Annotated in this window: 10 protein-coding genes; 6 read left to right on the forward strand and 4 right to left on the reverse strand. The window is 72.6% G+C overall.

The features are described from left to right. Nucleotides 1-31 precede the first annotated feature (31 nt). From CC117_RS07735 to CC117_RS07745, 3 genes are read right to left on the reverse strand one after another with little or no spacing between them, the layout of a single operon-like run. Nucleotides 32-1,624, reverse strand: a complete 1,593-nt coding sequence (locus CC117_RS07735; RefSeq protein WP_071083043.1) for an acyl-CoA carboxylase subunit beta — start codon at nucleotides 1,622-1,624, stop codon at nucleotides 32-34. Continuing rightward, nucleotides 1,621-8,979, reverse strand: coding sequence for a type I polyketide synthase (locus CC117_RS07740; protein ID WP_198541767.1), 7,359 nt, complete (start codon nucleotides 8,977-8,979; stop codon nucleotides 1,621-1,623). The genes CC117_RS07735 and CC117_RS07740 overlap by 4 nt, the downstream gene beginning before the upstream one ends. Continuing rightward, entirely contained in the window at nucleotides 8,976-10,844 is a 1,869-nt protein-coding gene (locus tag CC117_RS07745) for a fatty acyl-AMP ligase (RefSeq protein WP_084131710.1), read from the reverse strand. The genes CC117_RS07740 and CC117_RS07745 overlap by 4 nt, the downstream gene beginning before the upstream one ends. Nucleotides 10,845-11,573: 729 nt before the next feature. On the opposite strand from CC117_RS07745, the gene CC117_RS07750 reads away from it, so the two are divergent. Continuing rightward, a complete protein-coding gene (locus CC117_RS07750; RefSeq protein ID WP_071083045.1) occupies nucleotides 11,574-12,791 on the forward strand; it encodes a PucR family transcriptional regulator in 1,218 nt (405 codons plus the stop codon). 25 nt (nucleotides 12,792-12,816) lie between these two features. Here the strand turns inward: CC117_RS07750 and CC117_RS07755 are convergent, their stop codons facing one another. Further along, nucleotides 12,817-13,473 carry a TetR/AcrR family transcriptional regulator gene (locus tag CC117_RS07755; protein ID WP_241829920.1) on the reverse strand — a complete coding sequence of 219 codons (657 nt, stop codon included), beginning with the start codon at nucleotides 13,471-13,473 and terminating at the stop codon, nucleotides 12,817-12,819. Nucleotides 13,474-13,638: 165 nt separating this feature from the next. On the opposite strand from CC117_RS07755, the gene CC117_RS07760 reads away from it, so the two are divergent. The 5 genes from CC117_RS07760 to CC117_RS07780 all read left to right on the forward strand — a co-directional run bounded on the left by CC117_RS07760 (nucleotide 13,639) and on the right by CC117_RS07780 (nucleotide 19,063). Continuing rightward, nucleotides 13,639-14,487: a sugar phosphate isomerase/epimerase family protein gene (locus CC117_RS07760; protein WP_071083047.1), complete on the forward strand. Its 849-nt coding sequence runs from the start codon at nucleotides 13,639-13,641 to the stop codon at nucleotides 14,485-14,487. After that, nucleotides 14,484-15,281, forward strand: coding sequence for an enoyl-CoA hydratase/isomerase family protein (locus CC117_RS07765; RefSeq protein ID WP_071083048.1), 798 nt, complete (start codon nucleotides 14,484-14,486; stop codon nucleotides 15,279-15,281). Before CC117_RS07760 ends, CC117_RS07765 begins: the two co-directional genes overlap by 4 nt. A gap of 90 nt (nucleotides 15,282-15,371) precedes the next feature. Then, complete coding sequence (locus CC117_RS07770) at nucleotides 15,372-16,424, forward strand: 2,3-butanediol dehydrogenase (RefSeq protein WP_071083049.1); 1,053 nt, start codon at nucleotides 15,372-15,374, stop codon at nucleotides 16,422-16,424. Nucleotides 16,425-16,438: 14 nt separating this feature from the next. Continuing rightward, nucleotides 16,439-17,254: an SDR family NAD(P)-dependent oxidoreductase gene (locus tag CC117_RS07775; RefSeq protein WP_071083050.1), complete on the forward strand. Its 816-nt coding sequence runs from the start codon at nucleotides 16,439-16,441 to the stop codon at nucleotides 17,252-17,254. A gap of 321 nt (nucleotides 17,255-17,575) precedes the next feature. Further along, on the forward strand, nucleotides 17,576-19,063 hold the full coding sequence (locus tag CC117_RS07780; protein WP_084131712.1) for an alpha/beta hydrolase domain-containing protein: 1,488 nt from the start codon (nucleotides 17,576-17,578) through the stop codon (nucleotides 19,061-19,063). Nucleotides 19,064-19,166 lie beyond the last annotated feature (103 nt).

Below are 19,166 nucleotides of genomic sequence, written 5' to 3' on the forward strand. Positions count from 1 at the left end.
GCAGGCCCTTCGGAGTTCCGTCCCGGAATGGTCATAGCGGGATGTTTCCGTGTTTCTTCGGCGGCATCGACTCACGTTTGCTCCGTAATGCCCGCAGCGCCCTGGTGACCTCGACCCGGGTTTCGGACGGCGCGATGACGGCGTCGATGTACCCGCGGTCGGCGGCCGGGTAGGGCGAGGCGATGCGGCTTCGGTACTCCGCGGCGAAGGTCGCCGCCGCCTGGTCGCGTTCGGCGCCGGAGAGCGCGGCCAGCTGCCGGCGGTGCAGGATGCTCACCGCCCCGGTCGCCCCCATGACCGCGATCTCGGCAGTCGGCCAGGCCAGGTTCACATCGGCGCCCAGATGCTTGGAGCCCATCACCGCGTAGCCGCCGCCATAGGCCTTGCGCACCACCACCGTCACCAGCGGCACAGTCGCCTCGGCGTAGGCGTAGAAGAGCTTCGCGCCGCGCCGGATGATTCCCAGCTCCTCCTGCTGTCTGCCCGGCATGTAGCCGGGAACGTCGGTGAACGTGAGCAGCGGAATGTTGAACGCGTCGCAGACCCTGACGAACCGGGCCGCCTTCTCGGAGGCGTCGATGTCGATCACGCCGCCGAGCGCCCGCGGCTGGTTCGCGACGACTCCGACGGAGCTTCCCTCGACCCGACCGAACCCGCAGATGATGTTCGGGGCGAACTCCGCGGACACCTCGAGGAAGTCGGCCTCGTCGACCACCCGCCGGATCACCTCGGCCATGTCGTACGACTGGTGCTGCGCGTCGGGCACCATGGTGTCGAGTTCCCGGTCGCGGTCGGTCACCGTCAGGGGATCCGGCGACGCGGCGTAGCTGGGCGGCGGGTCCTCGCAGTTGTCAGGCAGGAAGCCGAGCAGGACCCGAACCCAGTCGAGCGCGTCGAGCTCGTCGGTGGCCAGGTAGTGCACGTTGCCCGCGACCGCGGCGTTGATCCCGCCGCCACCGAGCTCGTCGAGCGTGGTCTTCTCGCCGGTGACGGCGAACACCACATCCGGCCCGGTGACGAACATGTGCGAGGTGCCGTCGACCATCACGGTGAAGTCGGTGACGGCCGGCGAGTACGCGGCTCCACCGGCGCAGGTCCCCATGATCAGCGATATCTGTGGCACCCGGCCCGAGGCCAGCACGTTGCGGCGGCCGATCTCGGCGTAGTAGGCCAGCGACGCGACGCCTTCCTGGATGCGCGCCCCACCGGAGTCGTTGATCCCGATGATCGGGCAGCCGGTCCTGATCGCCAGGTCCATCATCTTGCAGATCTTCCGTCCGTGCGCCTCACCCAGGCTGCCACCGAACACGGTGCGATCCTGCGCGAAGACGCCGACCTGCCGGCCGTGTACCGTCCCGAAACCGGTCACCACGCCGTCGCCGGCCGGCCGGCGGTCGCCGAGGCCGAACTCGTGGCACTGGTGGCGGGCCAGCGCGTCGAACTCGGAGAACGTCCCCGGGTCGAGGAGCAGATCGATGCGTTCCCGCGCGGTCAGCCGGTCCGGGGTCTGTTGCCGGTCGACCGCGTCCCGGGGCCCGGCGGACAGTGGCTGTTCCCCGCGCTGACGCAGCTCCGCCAGCCGGGCCACGGCCGTGGTGCGGCCTGCGGAGTCGGCGATCGTCATCGGTCCACTCCCGGCGTGCTCGTGGTGGTCTCGGAGGACACGGCGGCTGTGGAGGCCGTGTCGGCTGCTGCGGAGGTCTCGGCGGCTGCGGAGGTCTCGGCGGCTGCGGACGGCGCGGCGGAGCGGCGGGAACGGCGGGCGAGACGGGCGGCGAGATGGCGGGCCACGGCGTCGATGTCCGGCCGGTCGACGAGCGAGAGATGATCTCCCGGCATGACCACGACCTCGAGGTCGTCGCAGCATTCGTCCCAGCCCAGCGCCAGGTCGGTGCGGTGGTAGCGCTCGTCCAGCGCTGTCATCACCGCCTCGGGCCGTTCGGCCCGGTAGAGAATCACCGGGCCGGCGTACCGCCGGGGCCGGTACCGTTCGGCGATCCGGGCATCGAGGTAGGACGTGCGCTGGTGGGCGAGCACACCGGGGCTCATCCCGAGTCCGGCGTCCGCGATCGCCTTCGTCAGCAGGTCGACCTGCGCGTCCTCCGGCATTCCGGCCAGGGCGTCGACGGCGACGTCCAGCGTCGCGTCGTAGGTCTGTTCGATGTAGGACACGAAGCGGGCGAGCCGGGCGGAGACCAGGTCGTGGGCAGACCGGCCGGGCGCCGGTGCGGGTGCCGGCAGTGGCTGGATGCTGTCGATCATCGCGACGAGGTCCACCGTCTCGCCCGCGTCGACGAGCTGCACCGCCGCCTCGTAGGCCAGCACGCCACCGAAGGACCAGCCGGCCAGCCGGTAGGGTCCGGTCGGCTGGAAATCCCGTAGCAGCTCGACGTAGCGGGCCGCCTTCTGCTCGACGGTCCGGATCTCGTCCAGCCGCTCGAACCCGATGCAGCCCAGCCGGTCGGGCAGCTGCGACACCAGCGGGTGGTAGACGCTGGACGTCCCGCCTGCGGGGTGGAACAGGAAGAGCGGTGCTCCGTCGCCGAGCGGGCGCAGGAACCGCATCGGCGACCCGGTATCGCCCTCGAACCGGTCGCGCAGCAGGTCGGCCATCGCCGCCACCGTCGGTTCGGCGAACAGCTCGGTCGCGCTCACCCGCGGTCTCCCGGCCAGAGAGTCGGCCTGCCCGCCGACGCCAACGCCAACGCCGGCGGATCGTTCGTCCAGGTTCGCCTGGACCGCCTCGACGAGCCGGGCGGCGGCCGCCTCGCCGCCGCCGAGCGCGTGGAACGAGTCGGTGACACCGATCGCGTCGGTGACGCCGATCGCACCGTCCCGGCCGGTCGCGCCGTCCCGGCCCAGGGCCTCCCGCCACAGCCCGGCCAGCCACCGCTCGGTGGCGTCGCGCGGCCCGACCCGCGTCGGCCCGCGCGACGCCACCGGGGACGCCTTCGACAGGCCGAGTTCGCGGGCCACGTGGTGTTCGAAGTCGCTCAGGCTGGCGCCCTGCAGCAGCATCCGGGCGGGCAGCGCCACGCCGAAGTCCGCCTCGACGGCGTTCTTCGCCCGCATCGCCATCAGCGAGTCGAGACCGAGCTGGGTCAGCGGCACATCCGGGTCCACGTTCCCGGCCCCGTCCCCGAAGCCCATGATCGAGGCGAGTCGGGCCCGGATCCGGTCGGTCGCGGCCGTGCGGGCCTGGTCGGCGGGCAGCGCCAGCAGCGCGGGCACGCCCATCCAGTCGCCACCGTTCGACCGGCCGCCGCCGGTGTCCGCGGACGGGCCGGTGCCGGTGCCGGCACCGGTGGTCCGGCCCGGTCCTGCCAGCTCGGTGAAGAACGGCATCGTGGCCAGGGCGGGGAACAGCTCGACCGCCGCGGCCACGTTCACCCCGGTCACCCCGGTCACCGGGCGGTCGGTGACCAGCACCGCCTCGAGCGCCTCGAAGCCCTCCGCCGGGCTGATCGGCGCGAGCAGCACGTTGTCGTTGTCGCGGGCGCCACCGATGCCGGACCACGCGCCCCATTCGATGCTCGTCGCGGGCAGCCCGTCGGCGCGCCGCCGCCGGGCGAACGCGTCCAGCCAGGCGTTCGCCGCCGCGTAGGCACCCTGCCCCGGTGAGCCGAACAGCGCCGCCGCCGACGAGAACAGCAGCAGCCAGTCCAGGTCGATGCCCCGGGTGGCCGCGTGCAGCCGCAGCGCACCGTGCACCTTCGGCCGCCAGACCCGATCGAGGCTGGCCCGTTCCAGCCCGAGCACGACACCGTCGTCGAGCACACCCGCCGCGTGCGCCACCCCGTGCAGCGGGACGCTGTCGGCGACAGCGGCCTCGACCAGCCGCCGGGCGACCGCCGGCTCGGCGATGTCGCCGGTCACCACGACGACCTCGGTACCGGCCCGTCGGATGTCGTCGAGTTCCGCACCGGCCGCCACGGAGGGGCCGGACCGGCCGTTGAGGACGACGCGCCGCGCGCCGCGGTCACCGAGCCACCGCGCCAGCGACAGCCCCAGCCCGGACAGGCCCCCCGTCACGACATAGCTGCCGGGACGAACCACCGGCCCCACCGCATCACCGGAACTCACCGCGTCACCGGAACTCACCGCGTTGCCGGGGCTCACCGCGTTGCCGGGGCTGGCCGCCCGGACGGCGTCGCCGGCGGGGTACAGCCGGCCGACCAGGCGGGTAGCGCCGCGCCAGGCGACCTCGTCGTCGGCGGTACCGGCCAGCAACTCGGCGACCACGGACTCCCCCGCCGTCCGTGGGTACGCGGCCGTGTCCCTGTTCCCGCTGACGTCCGCGTCCACCACGGTCACGGCGAGCTCCGGGTGTTCGAAGGCAAGGACCCGGACGATTCCGCGCAGACATCCACCGGCGGGGTCACCTGGCCCCTCGAGCGCCGCCGCGCCCTGGGTCACCACCCATAATCGGATCGGCCCCCGCGGTCCGGCCGTCGCGGCCCGGACCATCTCGGCCACGGCGAACACCAGATCAGCAGCCGCGGACGCAGTCGCGTCGACCGGGACAGCGTTGGCCGAGACAGCATCGACCGGGACGACATCGGCCTCGGGCGGGGCCGCCGGCGGGCAGACGAGCACCAGGCCGGTACCTGTCCGATCGGGGTCGTCCGCCGGCCGTTCCAGGATGTCGGCGGCCCGCCCGGTGCCGCGGACGGTGGCCACCCGGTGCCCGGCCGCCCGCAGACCGTTCTCGACCTCGACCTCGAGCCTGCCGGCGACACCGCTGCCGCTGCCACCACCACCGCCGGCGGAGGCGGCGTCGACGATCAGCCAGCTGGCAGGCGCGGGGCGCGCCGGCTCCGCGGGCAGCGGTGCCGGATCCCACCGGGTCTCGTACAGCCGGCGTGCCAGCGGCACGGGCACCGCGGAATCCGCCAGGGCCCGCAGGTGGACGTCCCGAGCCTCGAGTCGCACCTCCCCGTCCGCGCCGAGGAGCTGCACGGTGCCGCGGAGCACGTCGGCGTCCACACGACGCAGCCGCGCCCGGCAGTGCCCGCCCCGGCCGGGGTCGGCGAGGACGCGCAGCGAGCCGACGCCGACCGGTACGTACCACCGGCGCGCCTCCTGCCCCTGGCTCGCCGGGAGCGACCGGCTGGCGGCCGCGAAGACCTGCAGGCAGAGATCGAGCAGGGCGGGATGCACGACGAACGCGCCGTCTGTCGGAGCCGCCGGGCCGAGGCCGACCCGGGCGGTCGCCCACCCGCCGTCCTGGTCCGTCGACGCACCGGCCAGGGCCGCGTCGACGCCGGTGAAGGCGGGGCCGTAGGCGTGGCCGACCTCGGCGAACAACCGCGGGACGTCCACCTCGACGGCGTCGACCAGCGGGGCCCATTCGTCGTCCCACCCGAGGGGGTCGCCGACGGTGACCCGCGCGGTGGCGTGCTTCTCCCACGGCAGCGGCGTCCCGGGTCCCGCCCCCGTGCCCGTGCCCGGACCGGTACCGGCGACGCGGGCGTGGACGTCGACCACCGCGGCGAGCCTGCCGGTGACCGTCACCGACGTCGTCAGCTCCACCTGGCCCTCGACGGACAGCAGTCCGAGCAGGTCGAGGTCGTGCACGCTGACCTGCGCCGGGTCGACGCCGAACGCCTCCGCGGCGGCGGCGAGCACCGTCTCCGCGAACCCCGCGCCCGGCATGACGGCGGCGCCGCGCAGCCGGTGGTCGCCGAGCCACGGCAGCTGATCCGTACCGGTGACGGTGCGCCACAGGTGGCGGCCGCCCTCGGGCAGTTCGACCCGCTGGCCCAGGAACGGATGCTGGCCGGCGGGTGGGAGGACGCCCGCGCCGCGGGCCGGAGCCTGGCCGGCCGGAAGGGGCGGGCTGAACCAGTGGCGGCGGCGGTGCCAGCGGGTCCGCGGCGGTGCTGCCGCCGGCGTGGCGGCCCGTGGGCGGACGAGTGGCACGAGCCGGTGCCGGTCGACGGCCACACCGTGCAGGTCCAGCTGGGCCACGGCGGCGCGTAACGACACGTGGTCGTCGGTGTCGCGGCGGCCGAGCACCACCGGCACCGGCTCCTGCACCCCGCTGGCCCGCAGTGTCTCCCGTATCGAGGCCACCGCGACCGGATGCGGCGCGATCTCGGCGACCGTGGTGAAACCGTCCTCGGCGGCCGCGGCGAGCGCCTGGGTGAACCGCACCGGACGCCGTGCGTTCGCCGCCCAGTACTCGGCGTCGAAGGCGGGCACCGACCTCGGGTCGGTCAACGCGGTGCCGTACAGCGGAATCCGGGGCGCCCGGCCTCGGACGTCGGCGAGCGCAGCGGTGAGTTCGGCGAGCACCGGGTCCACCGCCGGCGAGTGCGCCGCACCCCGGACGTCGAGGGACCAGGCATCGCGGCCGAGGGCTCCGGCGTGCTCGACGAGCGCCGCCACCCCGGCCGGGTCGCCGGCGACGACACACTGTGTGGGCGAGGAGTACACGGCGACACCGACACCGGGGTAGGCGTCGCCCTCGGCGGTGATCTTCGTGAACTCGGCGGCGGACAGCCCCACCATCGCCATCGCGCCGATCCCGGTGGTCTCCACGGACTCCAGCAGCCGGGAGCGGACGGCCATCACCCGCACGCCGTCGGCCAGGTCCAGAGCGCCGGCGACGACGGCGGCGGCGACCTCGCCCATGGAGTGACCGAGGACCGCGCCCGGCACGACGCCGTAGGAGCGCAGCGTCCCGGCGAGGGCCACCTGCATCGTGAACAGCGTCAGCTGCGTGGCGGCGACGCCCTCGATCGCGGCCGTCGACCCGAGCGCCGCGTGGACCGAGAACCCGGCCTGCTGACGGGTCAGGACGTCGACCGCGGCGACGATCCTGGCGAAGGTCACGTCCTCGGCCAGCAGGCGGGCGCCCATGCCCCGCCACTGCGAGCCGTAGCCCGAGAACACGAACAACGGGCCTCGGGCCGTCTCCGCTCGTTCTCTGCCTCGGCCGCCTGTCGGTCCCGCCGCCACGACGACGTCGGGTCGTCCACTGCGGTCACCACCGACGGCGACCGTTCGCAGGCCCGCGACCACGCCGTCGAGGTCGCGGCCGACGACGGCGAACGCGGCCGGCCCGTGGTCCCGGTGGTGGGTCAGGATGCCCGCCACCTCCGCGAGCCGCATCGCCGAGTCCGCCGTCCCGGAATCCGCCGCTCCGGAGTCTGTCGTCCCCGGGTGTGGCGTCCCCGGGTGCGCCGTCGCGGCGAGCCAGTCGGCGAGGTCGCCGGCCGCCACACGCGCCCGGTCCGCGGTCAGCCCCGACACCGTGAGCACCGGGCCGGCGGTGGGCACGGCCGGGAGGTCACCGGGGGCGCCCGCCCGCCCCGGGCCGTCGTGAGCGCCGTCGTCCGGTCCGGCCTCGGTGAGGACGACGTGCGCGTTCGTCCCGCTGAACCCGAAGGCCGACACTCCGGCCGTCGCGCGTCCGCCGTAGCGCGGCCATGACTGCGGCGCGGGTCCGGTGACGACGCGAAGCCGGGCGGCGGCGAAGTCGATGAACGGATTGGGCGCGGTGAAGTTCAGACTCGGCGGGATGTGCCCGTGGTGGAGCCCGAGCACAACCTTGATCAGTCCGGCGATGCCGGCCGCCGCCTCGAGATGGCCGAGGTTCGTCTTCACCGACCCGGTCAGCAGCGGCCGGTCGGGCGGGCGGCCCGCGCCGAGCACCTCGCCGAGGGCGCTGGCCTCGATCGGATCGCCCAGCGGCGTGCCGGTGCCGTGCGCCTCCACATAGTCGACCTGGTCGGAGGCGATCCGGGCTGTCGCGTAGGCCGTCCGCAGCAGGTCGGCCTGAGCCTGCGGACTGGGCGCCGTCAGACCGTTGGACCGGCCGTCGGAGTTGACCGCGCTGCCCCGGACGACGGCCAGCGCCGGCCGACGCGCCTGCCTGGCATCGGCCGACCTTTCGAGCACGACGACGCCGCAGCCCTCGCCCCTCGCGATGCCGTCCGCGCCGGCTGAGAACGTCTTGCAGCGGCCGTCCGCCGCCAGCGCCCCGCCCAGATCGAAGTTCACGGTCACGGCCGGGGTCAGCAGCAGGTTCACACCGCCGACGATGGCGAGGTCGATCTCCCCGGCCCGCAGGCTCTGGCTCGCCTGGTGTACCGCCACGAGCGACGACGAGCAGGCGGTGTCGACGGCGACACTCGGCCCGCGCAGGTCGAGCAGGTAGGAGATGCGGCCCGCGGCGATGCTCGGCGCCGATCCGGTCGAGGTCCAGGCATCGATCGCGGTCAGGTCGGCGGTGGTCAGGTACGCGTACTCGGCCACGCTGAGCCCGACGAAGACGCCGGTGCGGGTGCCCCGCAGCGACGACGGCCGGATGGCGGCGTGCTCGAGCGCCTCCCAGACGACCTCGAGCAGAAGGCGTTGCTGCGGGTCCATCAGCTCGGCCTCACGCGGCGTGATGCCGAAGAACTCCGCGTCGAAGCCCTCGACGTCGGCGAGGAACCCACCCCAGCGGGTCGTGCGGGCGAGCAGCTCCGCCTGCTCGGGCGCCCTGGCGGCGAACGGCGCCCAGCGCTGCGGCGGCACCTCACCGACACCGGCCTGCCCGGCGGTCAGGGTCGCCCAGAACTCCTCGGGACCGTCGCCGCTCGGGAAGCGGCAGCCGACACCGACAACCGCGATCTCCGCCGGCGCGCCGTGCTCCGCCAGCGTTCCGTGCTCCGCCGGCGCTGCCGGGCGGGTCCCCGTCGCCGGCCCGTCCGCGGGCGGCAGCGCCTGGGCGTCGCCCGCGCCGGTCAGCACCCGTGCCAACAGACGGATGGTCGGGTTCTCCCAGACCAACGTCGCCGGCAGCACGACGTCCAGGTACTCCTCGATCTCCCCGGTGAGAGCCACCGCGTCCCGCGAGGCGAGGCCCACCTCGTTCAGTGGCTGGTCGGGATCGACGTCGGCCGGGTCGAGCTCCGCGGCGTCGGCGACCTGCGCGACCAGCCAGGCCACCAGCTCGGTCTCGGACGGCCGAGGCCCGGACCCGCTCACAGGTCGCGCCCGATCGAACCCGACCGGATGTCCCACCGGCCGTCGAGATAGGCCTGCCGGCAGGCCCTCCGTGCGATCTTCCCGCTGGAGGTGCGAGGCACCGAGCCCGGCTCCACCAGCAGAAAGTCGTGCAGGGAGACGTTGTGCTCGGCCGACACCGCGGCGCGCACGGCCCGGGCGACCGCGCCGGTCTCGTCCGCCGCGCCGTCCGCCGCGCGATACCGCTCGGCGACGACAACGACACCCTCGCCGCCATCTCCGCCCTCGCCGCGGCCCCCGCCGGTGGTCGGCACGGTGAAGGCCGCCGTGCGATGTCGGCCCACGGCCGGATGTGCATCCTCGACGGTGGACTCGACATCCTGCGGGTAGACGTTGCGACCGTCCACGATGATCATGTCCTTGATGCGGCCGGTCACGAACAGTCCGCCCTCGTGCCAGATCGCCAGGTCGCCGGTGCGCAGCCAGCCCCCGGTGGCAGTCGTCTCGGCCCGGGCGCCCGTCGCGGCGTCGCGCAGGACCGCCCGGAACACCTCGACGCTGGTCTGCTCCTGGCGCCAGTAGCCGCGACCGACGTTGTCGCCGCGGATCCAGATCTCGCCCACCGTGCCGTCTGGCAGTGCCCGGCAGGTCACCGGGTCGACGATGCGCAGCTCCTGATCAACCGGGGCGCCGCTGGACACGAGTTCGGCCCGCTTCGCCGCCGGGCCGGCCGGCGGTTCGAGGTGGCCGAGCGCAAGAGCGTCGGAGTCGGCGAACACAGTGGTCGGGCTTTCGTCCATCGGACTCACGCAGACCAGCACGGTCGCCTCGGCCAGACCGTAGGTCGGTCGCAACGCCGTCTCCCGGAGCCCGCACTCGGCGAACGCGGCGTAGAAGCGCCTGAGTGTGTCGGCCCGGACCGGCTCGGCGCCGTTGGCGAAACTCCGCACACGGTCCAGAGACAACTCGGCCTTGTCCGCCTCCCTGACCCGCTTGACGCAGTAGTCGTAGGCGAAGTTCGGCGCCGCGGTGACGACACCCGGATACCGGGATGTCTGCTGCAGCCACCGCAGCGGCCGCTGCACGAAAGCCAGCGGGTCGAATACCACCGAATGGGCGCCCGCGACGACCGGACCGGCGATCGACAGGATCAGACCCATGTCGTGGAAAAGCGGAAGCCAGCTGACGGTGGTGTAGTCCGCACGGCGCTGTACATGGTGTCCCGCCATCGCCTGGTAGGCGTTCACCACCACGTTCCCGTGGGTGATCACCACTCCGGCCGGTACCCGGGTCGACCCGGACGTGTACTGCAGATAGGCCACGTCCTCGACGGTGGGCCGCGGGCGGGTGGCCCAGGCCAGGTCGTCGAAGGTCTCGCCGGTGAAACGGTCGACGGCGACAACCGTCACCTCACGGGAGGACGCTCCCTGGGCCGACCATTCCTTGACGAGGGCCTCCACCTGGTCGAGCAGCGGCGTCGAGGTGACGACACAGCACGGATCGCTGTCGGCGAGCACCGCCGCGAGCCGGTCGGAACTGGCCCCGTACCCGGGTGGGAAGAGCGGCACCGCCACCGCACCGGCCGCGAGCGCCCCGAGGAAAGCAACCGCATAGTCGAGGTTCTGCGGCGTCAGCAGGGCCACCCGGTCACCGGGCTGGACGACCCGACCCAGCCCGACTGCCACCGCCCGCACCCGTTCGTGGAGCTCCCGGTAGGTCAGTGTCGTCTGAACTCCGTCGCGGTCCCGCTCATAGTCGACGAACGTCATCGCGGGCTCGTCCGGTCCGTGTTCCGTCCAGTGCACGAGGTGGTCGACGAGGGTACTCGCCCTCGTCGGAACCACCGGAAGATCGCCGCGGTCGTCGGCGGTCGTGGAAATTCTCATCGAGGCTCCGATCGAGGTGCGAGATGCGAGATGCGAGGGTGCAGATCAGTCCGAGCTCTGACTGGGCCGGCAGAGGATCGATCCCTGACACAACCGGACGAACCCGGCAGCTCACAGGACAGCCTGGCGAGCGGCCGGCCACCCGTCCTCGGAGCGCGGCTACGAACTTCCCGGGCGGTTCATGGACTACGACTCCCAGACACCAGAACAGGGCGATGCCAACACCGCCCCGGAATTTCGTCACACCCCGCCACGGGCCTTCACTATCCGATCTCGCGAGCTGGCGCGACGCCTCACCTCAGGCAGACTCGGCTACTGCATCACCCAGCGCCGCACCTGGTCGTGCCACGGCATCTTCTCCGCACCTTGACGACCCACTCCAGCCCGTGTTAGGCGTATGCCAAACACGAAACGAAGACAGCCACATCGGGCGATCGAACTCCCACGATCTCCCGTGGCGCCAGACCGCACGTATACCCGAGAGAGGCCCACGGCGAGCGACATGAATGAAGTAGCCCCGTTATCCGCGATGCTCGTCGCGACGCCACAGCACGGCGTCGGGCGGTGGGCGGACGGAGGCAGTATGATTTACGACGGTCCGACATTATTCCCATACAGTTCGCCGCCCGGGCGCCCCGAAGACACTCCGACGAAAACGAAGGACCTCGGCCGGGGTGCCGTCGTCGAAGCGGGCGCGCATGCGCCGGTCTCCTGAGCAGGGTGGCGGCAGTGGCGGCGGGCTCGGACCGGTCGGAGCAGGATGCCGAGGAGGCCCGCAACACCGCGGCGATCGAGGAGCTGCGTCGGGCCGTCCGCGCCCTTTCACAAACAGCCGCTGACGCCTTTGGCTCGGTGCCGTGGTTTCCCAGCCTGCCGGCTCAGACCCGGTCCTGGGCCCGCCTGGTCGTCGGGCGCGAGTTGATGATGATGGCGGCGGACATTGCAACACCGCAGCCCCCACGACTACGGAGCATCTTCTCCGGAGCTCCGCTGGAGGTCACGGGGCAGATCTCTCTCGACCAGATCCTGGAACTCATCCGTCTGACCGTCGATGTCGTTCTGAACGGCATCGACGACGTGATGGACGATACCTCCGCGTCGCTGGTACGCGGAGCTCTGGAACGTTATGGCCGCGAGGTCGCCTTCGCCGCGGCGGCCGTCTACGCGAAAGTGGCCGAGAACCGCGGCCGGGCGGGCGCCCAACGGCAGATGCTTCTCCTGGACGCTCTGGTCGACGGCGGCGAGGAACAGATCGCGGAGCGGGCCTCCGGCCTGTTCCCGCTCGGTGTTCCAGTCCGGGTCATCGGCCTGCTCCCGAGACCCGACGCCGGCGAACACGTCCTGCACGAGGTGAACCGGACCGCGGAGCGACACCGTGTCACGGTGTGCGCTGCCCAGCGCGGGCGGTACGTCCTGGCCATCCTTCCCGACGCCGCCGCAGGCGCCCTCGCCGACCTGGCCTCGCCGAGCAGGTGGAACACCGAGGCGGCCGGCTCCGGCGGTCCGCTCGTCACCCACCACGCGGTTGTCACCAGTGGCGTGGTCGGCTCCCTGAGCGCTGCCGGCCCGGCCACCGCGGCGGTGCTGTCCTCGTTACGGGCTGTTCCTGCCTGGCAGGGTTCTCCTGGCCTCCTTCACGTCGACGACCTGCTCCCCGAACGCACGTTGTGCGGCGACCAGCAGGCCGCGGACCAGTTGGTCGCCGAATGCCACGGTCCACTCGCCTCCGCCGGACGAGGACTGGTGGAGACGGTGGATGCTCTGCTCGCCCATGACGGTTCGCCCGACGCCGCCGCGCGCAGCATCCCGGTACATGTGAACACCCTGCGTTACCGTCTGGATCGGGTGATCGCCCTGACCGGGAAGGATCCCCGCCGCGGCCGCGATGCCTTCGCCCTGCGGATGGCCTTCACCCTGGCACGGACCGGGGGGCACGCCTTCCAGTGAGCTGGCCGGACACGCATGCTGCCGGTCAGAAGGCGCCAGGGCGGACGGCGCGCATGACGTCGTCGAGGATCCGGTCCAGGGAATGCTCGCCGTCGCACGCCTTCCAGGCACGGTTCGCCGCCTCCAGGCAGGCCAGCGCGGCCCCGATCATCGCCGCGGGGCGCGCGTCGACGCCGTTGCCCGCCGGGGCGGCGGCGAGGCGGGGCGCGACGTGCGGCAGGAGCTGCTCGTGCCATCGGCACTGCTTCTCCAGGTTGCGTGCCCGCAGGTCGGGGTTGCTGTCGAGCATGCGACGGATGGCGAGCGCGTCCTGCGGGTCACGCGCGTGGTGCGCCAGGAACACGTCGAAGGCACGGCGCAGTGCGGTCCAGGCGTCCTCGCCGGCGGGCCGCTGCGCGAGGGCCTCGGCGAGTTCCTCACCGAGGCTGTCCAGATGCCCGAGCACGACATCTTCCTTCGAGGTGAAGTAGCGGAAGAAGCTCCGCCGGGACATCCCCGCGGCCGCCACGATCTCGTCGATGGTGGTCGTGTCGTAGCCCCTGCGGGTGAACAGGTCCATGGCCACGGCCAGCAGTTCGGCTCGCACGGCCCGGCGGGTGCGCTCGCGAAGCGGGAGCCCTGCTTCCACGTCGCCCGTCATGGCCGCGAGTCTACGCGCTGTGATCGCGTCTTGGTATCGCATGTGGCACTCAGTGCAGAACCAGGCGTAAGGTGCCGATACGTACGGCCGCCGAGGCCGGCCGGCCCGCGGTCACCGCCGCACACCTCCGTGCGGTCGGCGAGGCGGCTTGTCGAACGGCGGCAGCATGCCGGAGCCTCGCCCCGACCAGCAGGAGAGGAACGCGGCATGAGCCACGCACAGCAGGAAAGGGACTGGGTCCTGTGGTCGGGGACGCTCGGGTTGGACAGCCCGCTCGAGCGACGGATCAACGCCGCCACCGCGAACGGGTACCAGCGGCTCTCGATTAGCCCGCTCGACGTGGCGCTGGCCCAGGAGGCGGGCACCAGCCCGCGGGAGCTGGGCCGCAGGCTGCGCGACGCCGGCCTGGGCGTGGTGCTGGACGGATTCATGAACTGGTACGAGGGGGAACCGGTGCCCGCCCGGTCCGTGGCGTTCACGACCGACGAGGTGCTGGGCATGTGCGAGGCGCTGCCGGCCGAGGCGCTGACGGTGTTCTCCCGTCCCACCTGCGATCTGCCGCTGGAGGACGTCGCCGCGGCGTTCGGCCGGCTGTGTGATCGCGCGGCCGGGGCCGGTACCCGCGTGCAGCTCGAGTTCCTGGCGATGATGGCGATCCATGACCTGCCGGGCGCGGCGGCCGTCGTGCTTGCCGCCGACCGGGCGAACGGCGGCCTGGTCCTCGACACCTGGCACTTCTTCCGCGGCAGTCCCGACTACGAGGTACTCGAGCAGGTTCCGGGCGAACGGATCTTCGCGGTGCAGGTCTCCGACGGAGGATCCGACCTGCGCGGAGACATCGCGCAGGACACCTTCCACCGCCTGCTGCCCGGCGACGGCTGTTTCGATCTCGCCCGGCTGGTCCGCGCACTCGACCGGATCGGCGCGCTGAACTCCGTCGGGCCGGAGGTCATCTCGCCGGCGATGACGGCGATGGCCCCGACCGAGGCGGCCCGGCTGGCCAGAAGCCGGGTACAGGCCCTGCTATCTCCGCACAGTGAGGGGAACACGGAATGACAGATGATCTGGGCGCGGCCGGTCTTCGTTTCGAGCGTGACGGCGCCATCGGCTGGTGCGTCATCGACCGGCCCGGTGCGCGCAACGCGCTGACACCGGCTATGTACTTCGGTATCCGGCGGGCGGTGAAGCTGGTCAACACCGATCCCGACCTCGCCGCGCTGATCATCACCGGCACCGGCGACGTGTTCGCGCCGGGCGGCGATCTGGGCAGCCGCTCCGAACCCGGCGACGCCCCGCTGCCCGACCTCACCGGAGCGGACGTGCTGCCGTTCCTGACCGTCCGGGACAGCCCGGCACCGGTGATCGCCGCGGTCAACGGCATCTGCCAGGCCGGCGGGCTGCTGATCGCGATGATGGCGGACATCGCGGTCGCCAGCGACCAGGCCACCTTCCGCGTCCCCGAACTGCTGCGGGGTATCCCCGACGCCACCTACGCGGCGGTCCTGCCCGCCCACGTCGGGCTCGCCGTCGCCCGCGACCTGCTGCTGTCGGCCCGTAGGTTCGACGCCGCGGAGGCCCTGCGGCTCGGCGTCATCAGCCGGGTCGTGCCGCACGAGGAGCTGCGTGCCGCCGCGGTCCAGGCGGCCGGGGAGATCCTGCAGACGGCGCCCGAGGCCCGGCTGCACGTCAAGCGCATGCTCCACGAGGCGTACGGGCCCATCGACTACCAGACCATGTTCTGGTCACTGCAGAACTCGCCCGAACCGCGGGAGGGCATGCGCGCCTTCATGGAGAAGCGGGCACCCGGCTGGGTCCCCGACCAGTTCGCCGGCGACGGCACCCGCCGCTGACGCACGGTCGTTCTGGCACGGCAGCCGGTTCCCCCGCCGACAGGCGAGGCGTGCCCGGATTCCGACGTTGATTCCCTCGAAGGAGGCACTGTGCTTGCGGCACGGCTGCACGGCCATCAGGACATCCGGATCGACGAGATTCCCGAGCCGGAACCGGCGGCCGGCCAGGTGAAGGTAGCCGTCGCCCACAACGGACTGTGCGGCACGGACCTGTCCGAGTTCTTCGCCGGCCCCCGGGCCTGCACGACCGTGCCGCACCCGCTCACCGGCGCCGCGCTGCCCCAGGTGATGGGCCACGAGTTCGCCGGGGTCGTGGCGGCCGTGGGGCCGGAGGTCGACGGCGTCGCGGTCGGTGACCGGGTCTGCGTCGAGCCGCTCTACTCGTGCGGGGAGTGCGACCGCTGTCAGGCCGACCTGCCGCAGCTGTGCCGCCTGGTCATCACCCACGGCATCGCCTCGTCCGGTGGTGGGCTGGCCCAGTACACGGTCGTGCCCCGCGCGATGGTGCACCACCTGCCGGCGTCGATGTCACTCGCCGAGGGCGCGCTGGTGGAGCCGATGTCGGTCGCGTTCAGCGGGGTGCTGCGGTCCGGTGCCGGGCCCGGTCAGACGGCGCTGCTTTTCGGCGGTGGACCGATAGGGATCGGGGTCATGTTCGGCCTGCGGGCCGTCGGCGTCGACGACATCCTGCTCGTCGAGCCGGCTCCGGCCCGCCGCCAGATCATCGAGGCGCTCGGCGTCGCCGAGGTGCTCGACCCGAATGCCTGTGACGTCGCCGACGAGGTGCGCCGCCGGACGGGCGGCAGGGGTGTCGACGTCGTGCTGGACTGCGCCGGGGCGCCCGCCGTCTTCGCGCTCGTCCCGGCCGTGCTGCGCGCGCGGGGGCGGTTCGTGGGGATCGCGGTGACGGACCAGCCGGTGTCCTTCGCGCCCTGGGTGCTGGCGCGCGGGGAGATCGAGCTCACCGGCTCGCTGGGCTACGGACCCGGCGTGTTTCCGCGGGTCATCGACCTGATCGCACAGGGCGCCTATCCGAGCGCGGGGTGGGTCGAGCATGTCGGCCTCCACGAGCTGCGTGACGCGCTCGACGACCTGCGCGTGGGGCGCCTCGCGAAGGTCCTCGTCGACCTCCCGACCAGCTGACAGGAGAGAACCTCGTGAAGACAGGACTGGCTGGCCGCACCGTGGTGGTGACCGGTGGCACCGCCAACATCGGTCGGGCGATCGCCCTGGCGTTCGCGGCCGAGGGTGCGGGTGTCGTGATCGTCGGTCGTGACGACGTGCAGGGCCGGCGGGTATGCGAGCAGCTCGCGGCGGAGGGCGCCGGTGGCACCCTCTGGCACGCCGCAGACGTCACCGACCGCGCCGCGGTCGGTGACATGGTCGCCGCGGTACACGCACGCTTCGGCGGGGTCGACGTGCTCGTCAACAATGTCGGCGGCAACGTCGACATGGACGCGTTCGTGGACACCGATCCCAGCACGTGGGAGCAGGACATCGCGCTGAACATCAGGAGCACGCTGAACTGCACCCACGCGGTGCTTCCCGGAATGATCTCGCAGGGCAGCGGCCGGGTCGTCAATATCGGGTCAACATCCGGAATCGTGGGCGATCCTCTGTTGGCGGTCTACTCGGCGATGAAGGGCGCGGTGCACGCGTTCACCAAGGTCCTGGCCAAGGAGGTCGGCGGGCAGGGCATCACCGTCAACGCGATCGCGCCCTACGGCACGCTCCCCGAGGACCCCGACAGGGACGTCAGCACGGGTAGCCGGTGGCATCCGAGCGGCGTCTTCGCGCGGCTCGCCGCGACCCGGGCCGAACAGATGCACTCGATCGGCCGCCGAACGCTGCTCCAGCGCCAGACCGCCTACCCCGCCGAGATAGGCGCCGCCGCCGTGTACCTCGCCTCCGACGCAGCCGCCTTCATCACCGGTCAGGTGCTGTCCGTCGACGGCGGAACCCAGATCGCCTGAGATCACCGGTACGGCGCCGGTCTGGGCGAGGCGCTCCATGTTCGGGCCGGGGACTTCGTAGGCCGCGGCCGATGACGGCGGGTTCGCAGGCCGGCATAGTCAGCGCCGCTGACGTTACTGGCGGGTCACTTGCCCGCCCGGGCCGCCGGCTTCGGCACCTGCGCGTGACGCGGTCGCGGCCAGGTGCGAGACGCCACACGGTCCGGGTGGGGCCTGCCTCGGATGAAAGCGGTTGCCGTCATGAAACTTCACGGATCTGTCCGGGGCGCCTTACCCGGAGACGTCGGTTCGTCTCAGGACGCCGGTGCCCGACCTCGGCGGATGCCCCGCTGGTTCCGGCGGACGACGACTGCCGTCGCCGCCGCCGCGGTGCTGTCGCTGACGGCCTGCCTGCCGCCTGGTGGCGGCGGTGGCCCCGGGCCCACGCCGACGCCGGTGCCCGGGCCGGCCGCGGACCTGTCGCAGGAGCTGACGGGCGGGAACGGTCCGTTCATCGGCACCGCGATCCCCGTGGACCTGCAGCAGGCGGGCTACGTCCAGCACGAGTACGTCGCGGCCGGTACGGCGACGTCGTACAAGCCGGTCGGCGCCCTCAGCGGGGACGGCAGGTGGAACTTCCAGACCGACGGGACCGCGCCCTACCGCACCCGGGTCCTGGTACGCCAGCCGGCGGACGCGGCGCGGTTCAGCGGCAACGTCGTCGTCGAGTGGCTCAACGTCAGCGGTGGCGTCGACGCCGACCCCGAGTGGGCGACCCTGCACGAGGAGATCATCCGATCCGGTGACATCTGGGTCGGCGTGTCGACCCAGCGGCTCGGCATCCTCGGTGGGCAGGTCCTCGTCCAGGTGCCCGCGCCGGGCGCGGAGAACGCCGGCAAGGGCCTGAAGGCAATCGATCCGGCCCGCTACGGGTCCCTCGACCACCCTGGTGACGGCTTTTCGTACGACATCTTCACCCAGGTGGCACGCAGCCTCCGTGCCGGAGCCGGGATCGGCGGGTTGCAGCCGGAACACGTGATCGCCTCCGGCCAGTCACAGTCGGCGTTCGCGATGGTGACCTACTACAACGGCGTCCAGCCGCTGACCGGCATCTTCGACGGCTTCTACGTGCTCAGCCGGGGCGCGGCCGGTCTGCCGCTCGTCGGCCCCGGGCAGAACGCGGACCTGACCGGTGCGATCCTCGGCGGCACCACGACCACCTTCCGCACCGACGTGGTCGCGCCGGTGATGGACGTGCAGGCCGAATCCGACCTGACCAGCATTCTCGGTTCCGCCAAGGCCCGACAGCCCGACAGCGACAGATTCCGTCTGTGGGAGGTCGCCGGCACCGCGCACGCGGACGCGCACCTGCTCGGCTCGTCCGGCGCCGCCATCGACTGCGGCGCGCCCATCAACGACGGTCCGCTGCACGTGGTCGCCAAGGCCGCGCTGCGCGGGCTCACCAGCTGGCTCGGCACCGGCACGCCGCCCAGCAGCGCGGCCCGCATCGACGTGGCGGACGGGCTGTTCCCGTCAGTCCGCCGCAACGCCGACGCCATCGCCCTCGGGGGGCTCCGCACACCGCCTGTCGACGTTCCCGCCGTCGCGCTGTCCGGCGAACCGGGGCCGACGCTCTCCCCGATCTGCCTCCTGATCGGTTCGAGCAGGCCGCTGCCCGCCGCCCGGCTCGCCGCGCTCTACCCGTCGCGGGCGGACTACGTGCAGCGCTACAACACCAGCACGGACGCGGCTATCGCGGCGGGCTTCGTCCTCACCGAGGACCGCGCCGCGCTCACTGGCTACGCCAGGCCGCAGCTCATCGCCGGCTGACCGAAGAGCGCTGCTGCCGGCGCAGGTACCCGTCGCGGTGCCTGCGCCGGCTCGCGCCTCAGGAGAAAGGCCGCGGGGGCAGCCGAGCCCTTCGTCAACCGCT

Origin of the sequence: Parafrankia colletiae (assembly GCF_001854655.1) — a bacterium.
GTDB lineage: Bacteria > Actinomycetota > Actinomycetes > Frankiales > Frankiaceae > Parafrankia > Parafrankia colletiae.

Bases quoted from the DNA above. Each gene is read 5' to 3' on its own strand.
- CC117_RS07760 (WP_071083047.1), top strand. From the start codon at position 13,639: ATGAGCCACGCACAGCAGGAAAGGGACTGGGTCCTGTGGTCGGGGACG.
- CC117_RS07755 (WP_241829920.1), bottom strand. From the start codon at position 13,473: ATGCGATACCAAGACGCGATCACAGCGCGTAGACTCGCGGCCATGACG.
- CC117_RS07745 (WP_084131710.1), bottom strand. From the start codon at position 10,844: ATGAGAATTTCCACGACCGCCGACGACCGCGGCGATCTTCCGGTGGTT.
- CC117_RS07735 (WP_071083043.1), bottom strand. From the start codon at position 1,624: ATGACGATCGCCGACTCCGCAGGCCGCACCACGGCCGTGGCCCGGCTG.
- CC117_RS07765 (WP_071083048.1), top strand. From the start codon at position 14,484: ATGACAGATGATCTGGGCGCGGCCGGTCTTCGTTTCGAGCGTGACGGC.
- CC117_RS07780 (WP_084131712.1), top strand. From the start codon at position 17,576: ATGCCCCGCTGGTTCCGGCGGACGACGACTGCCGTCGCCGCCGCCGCG.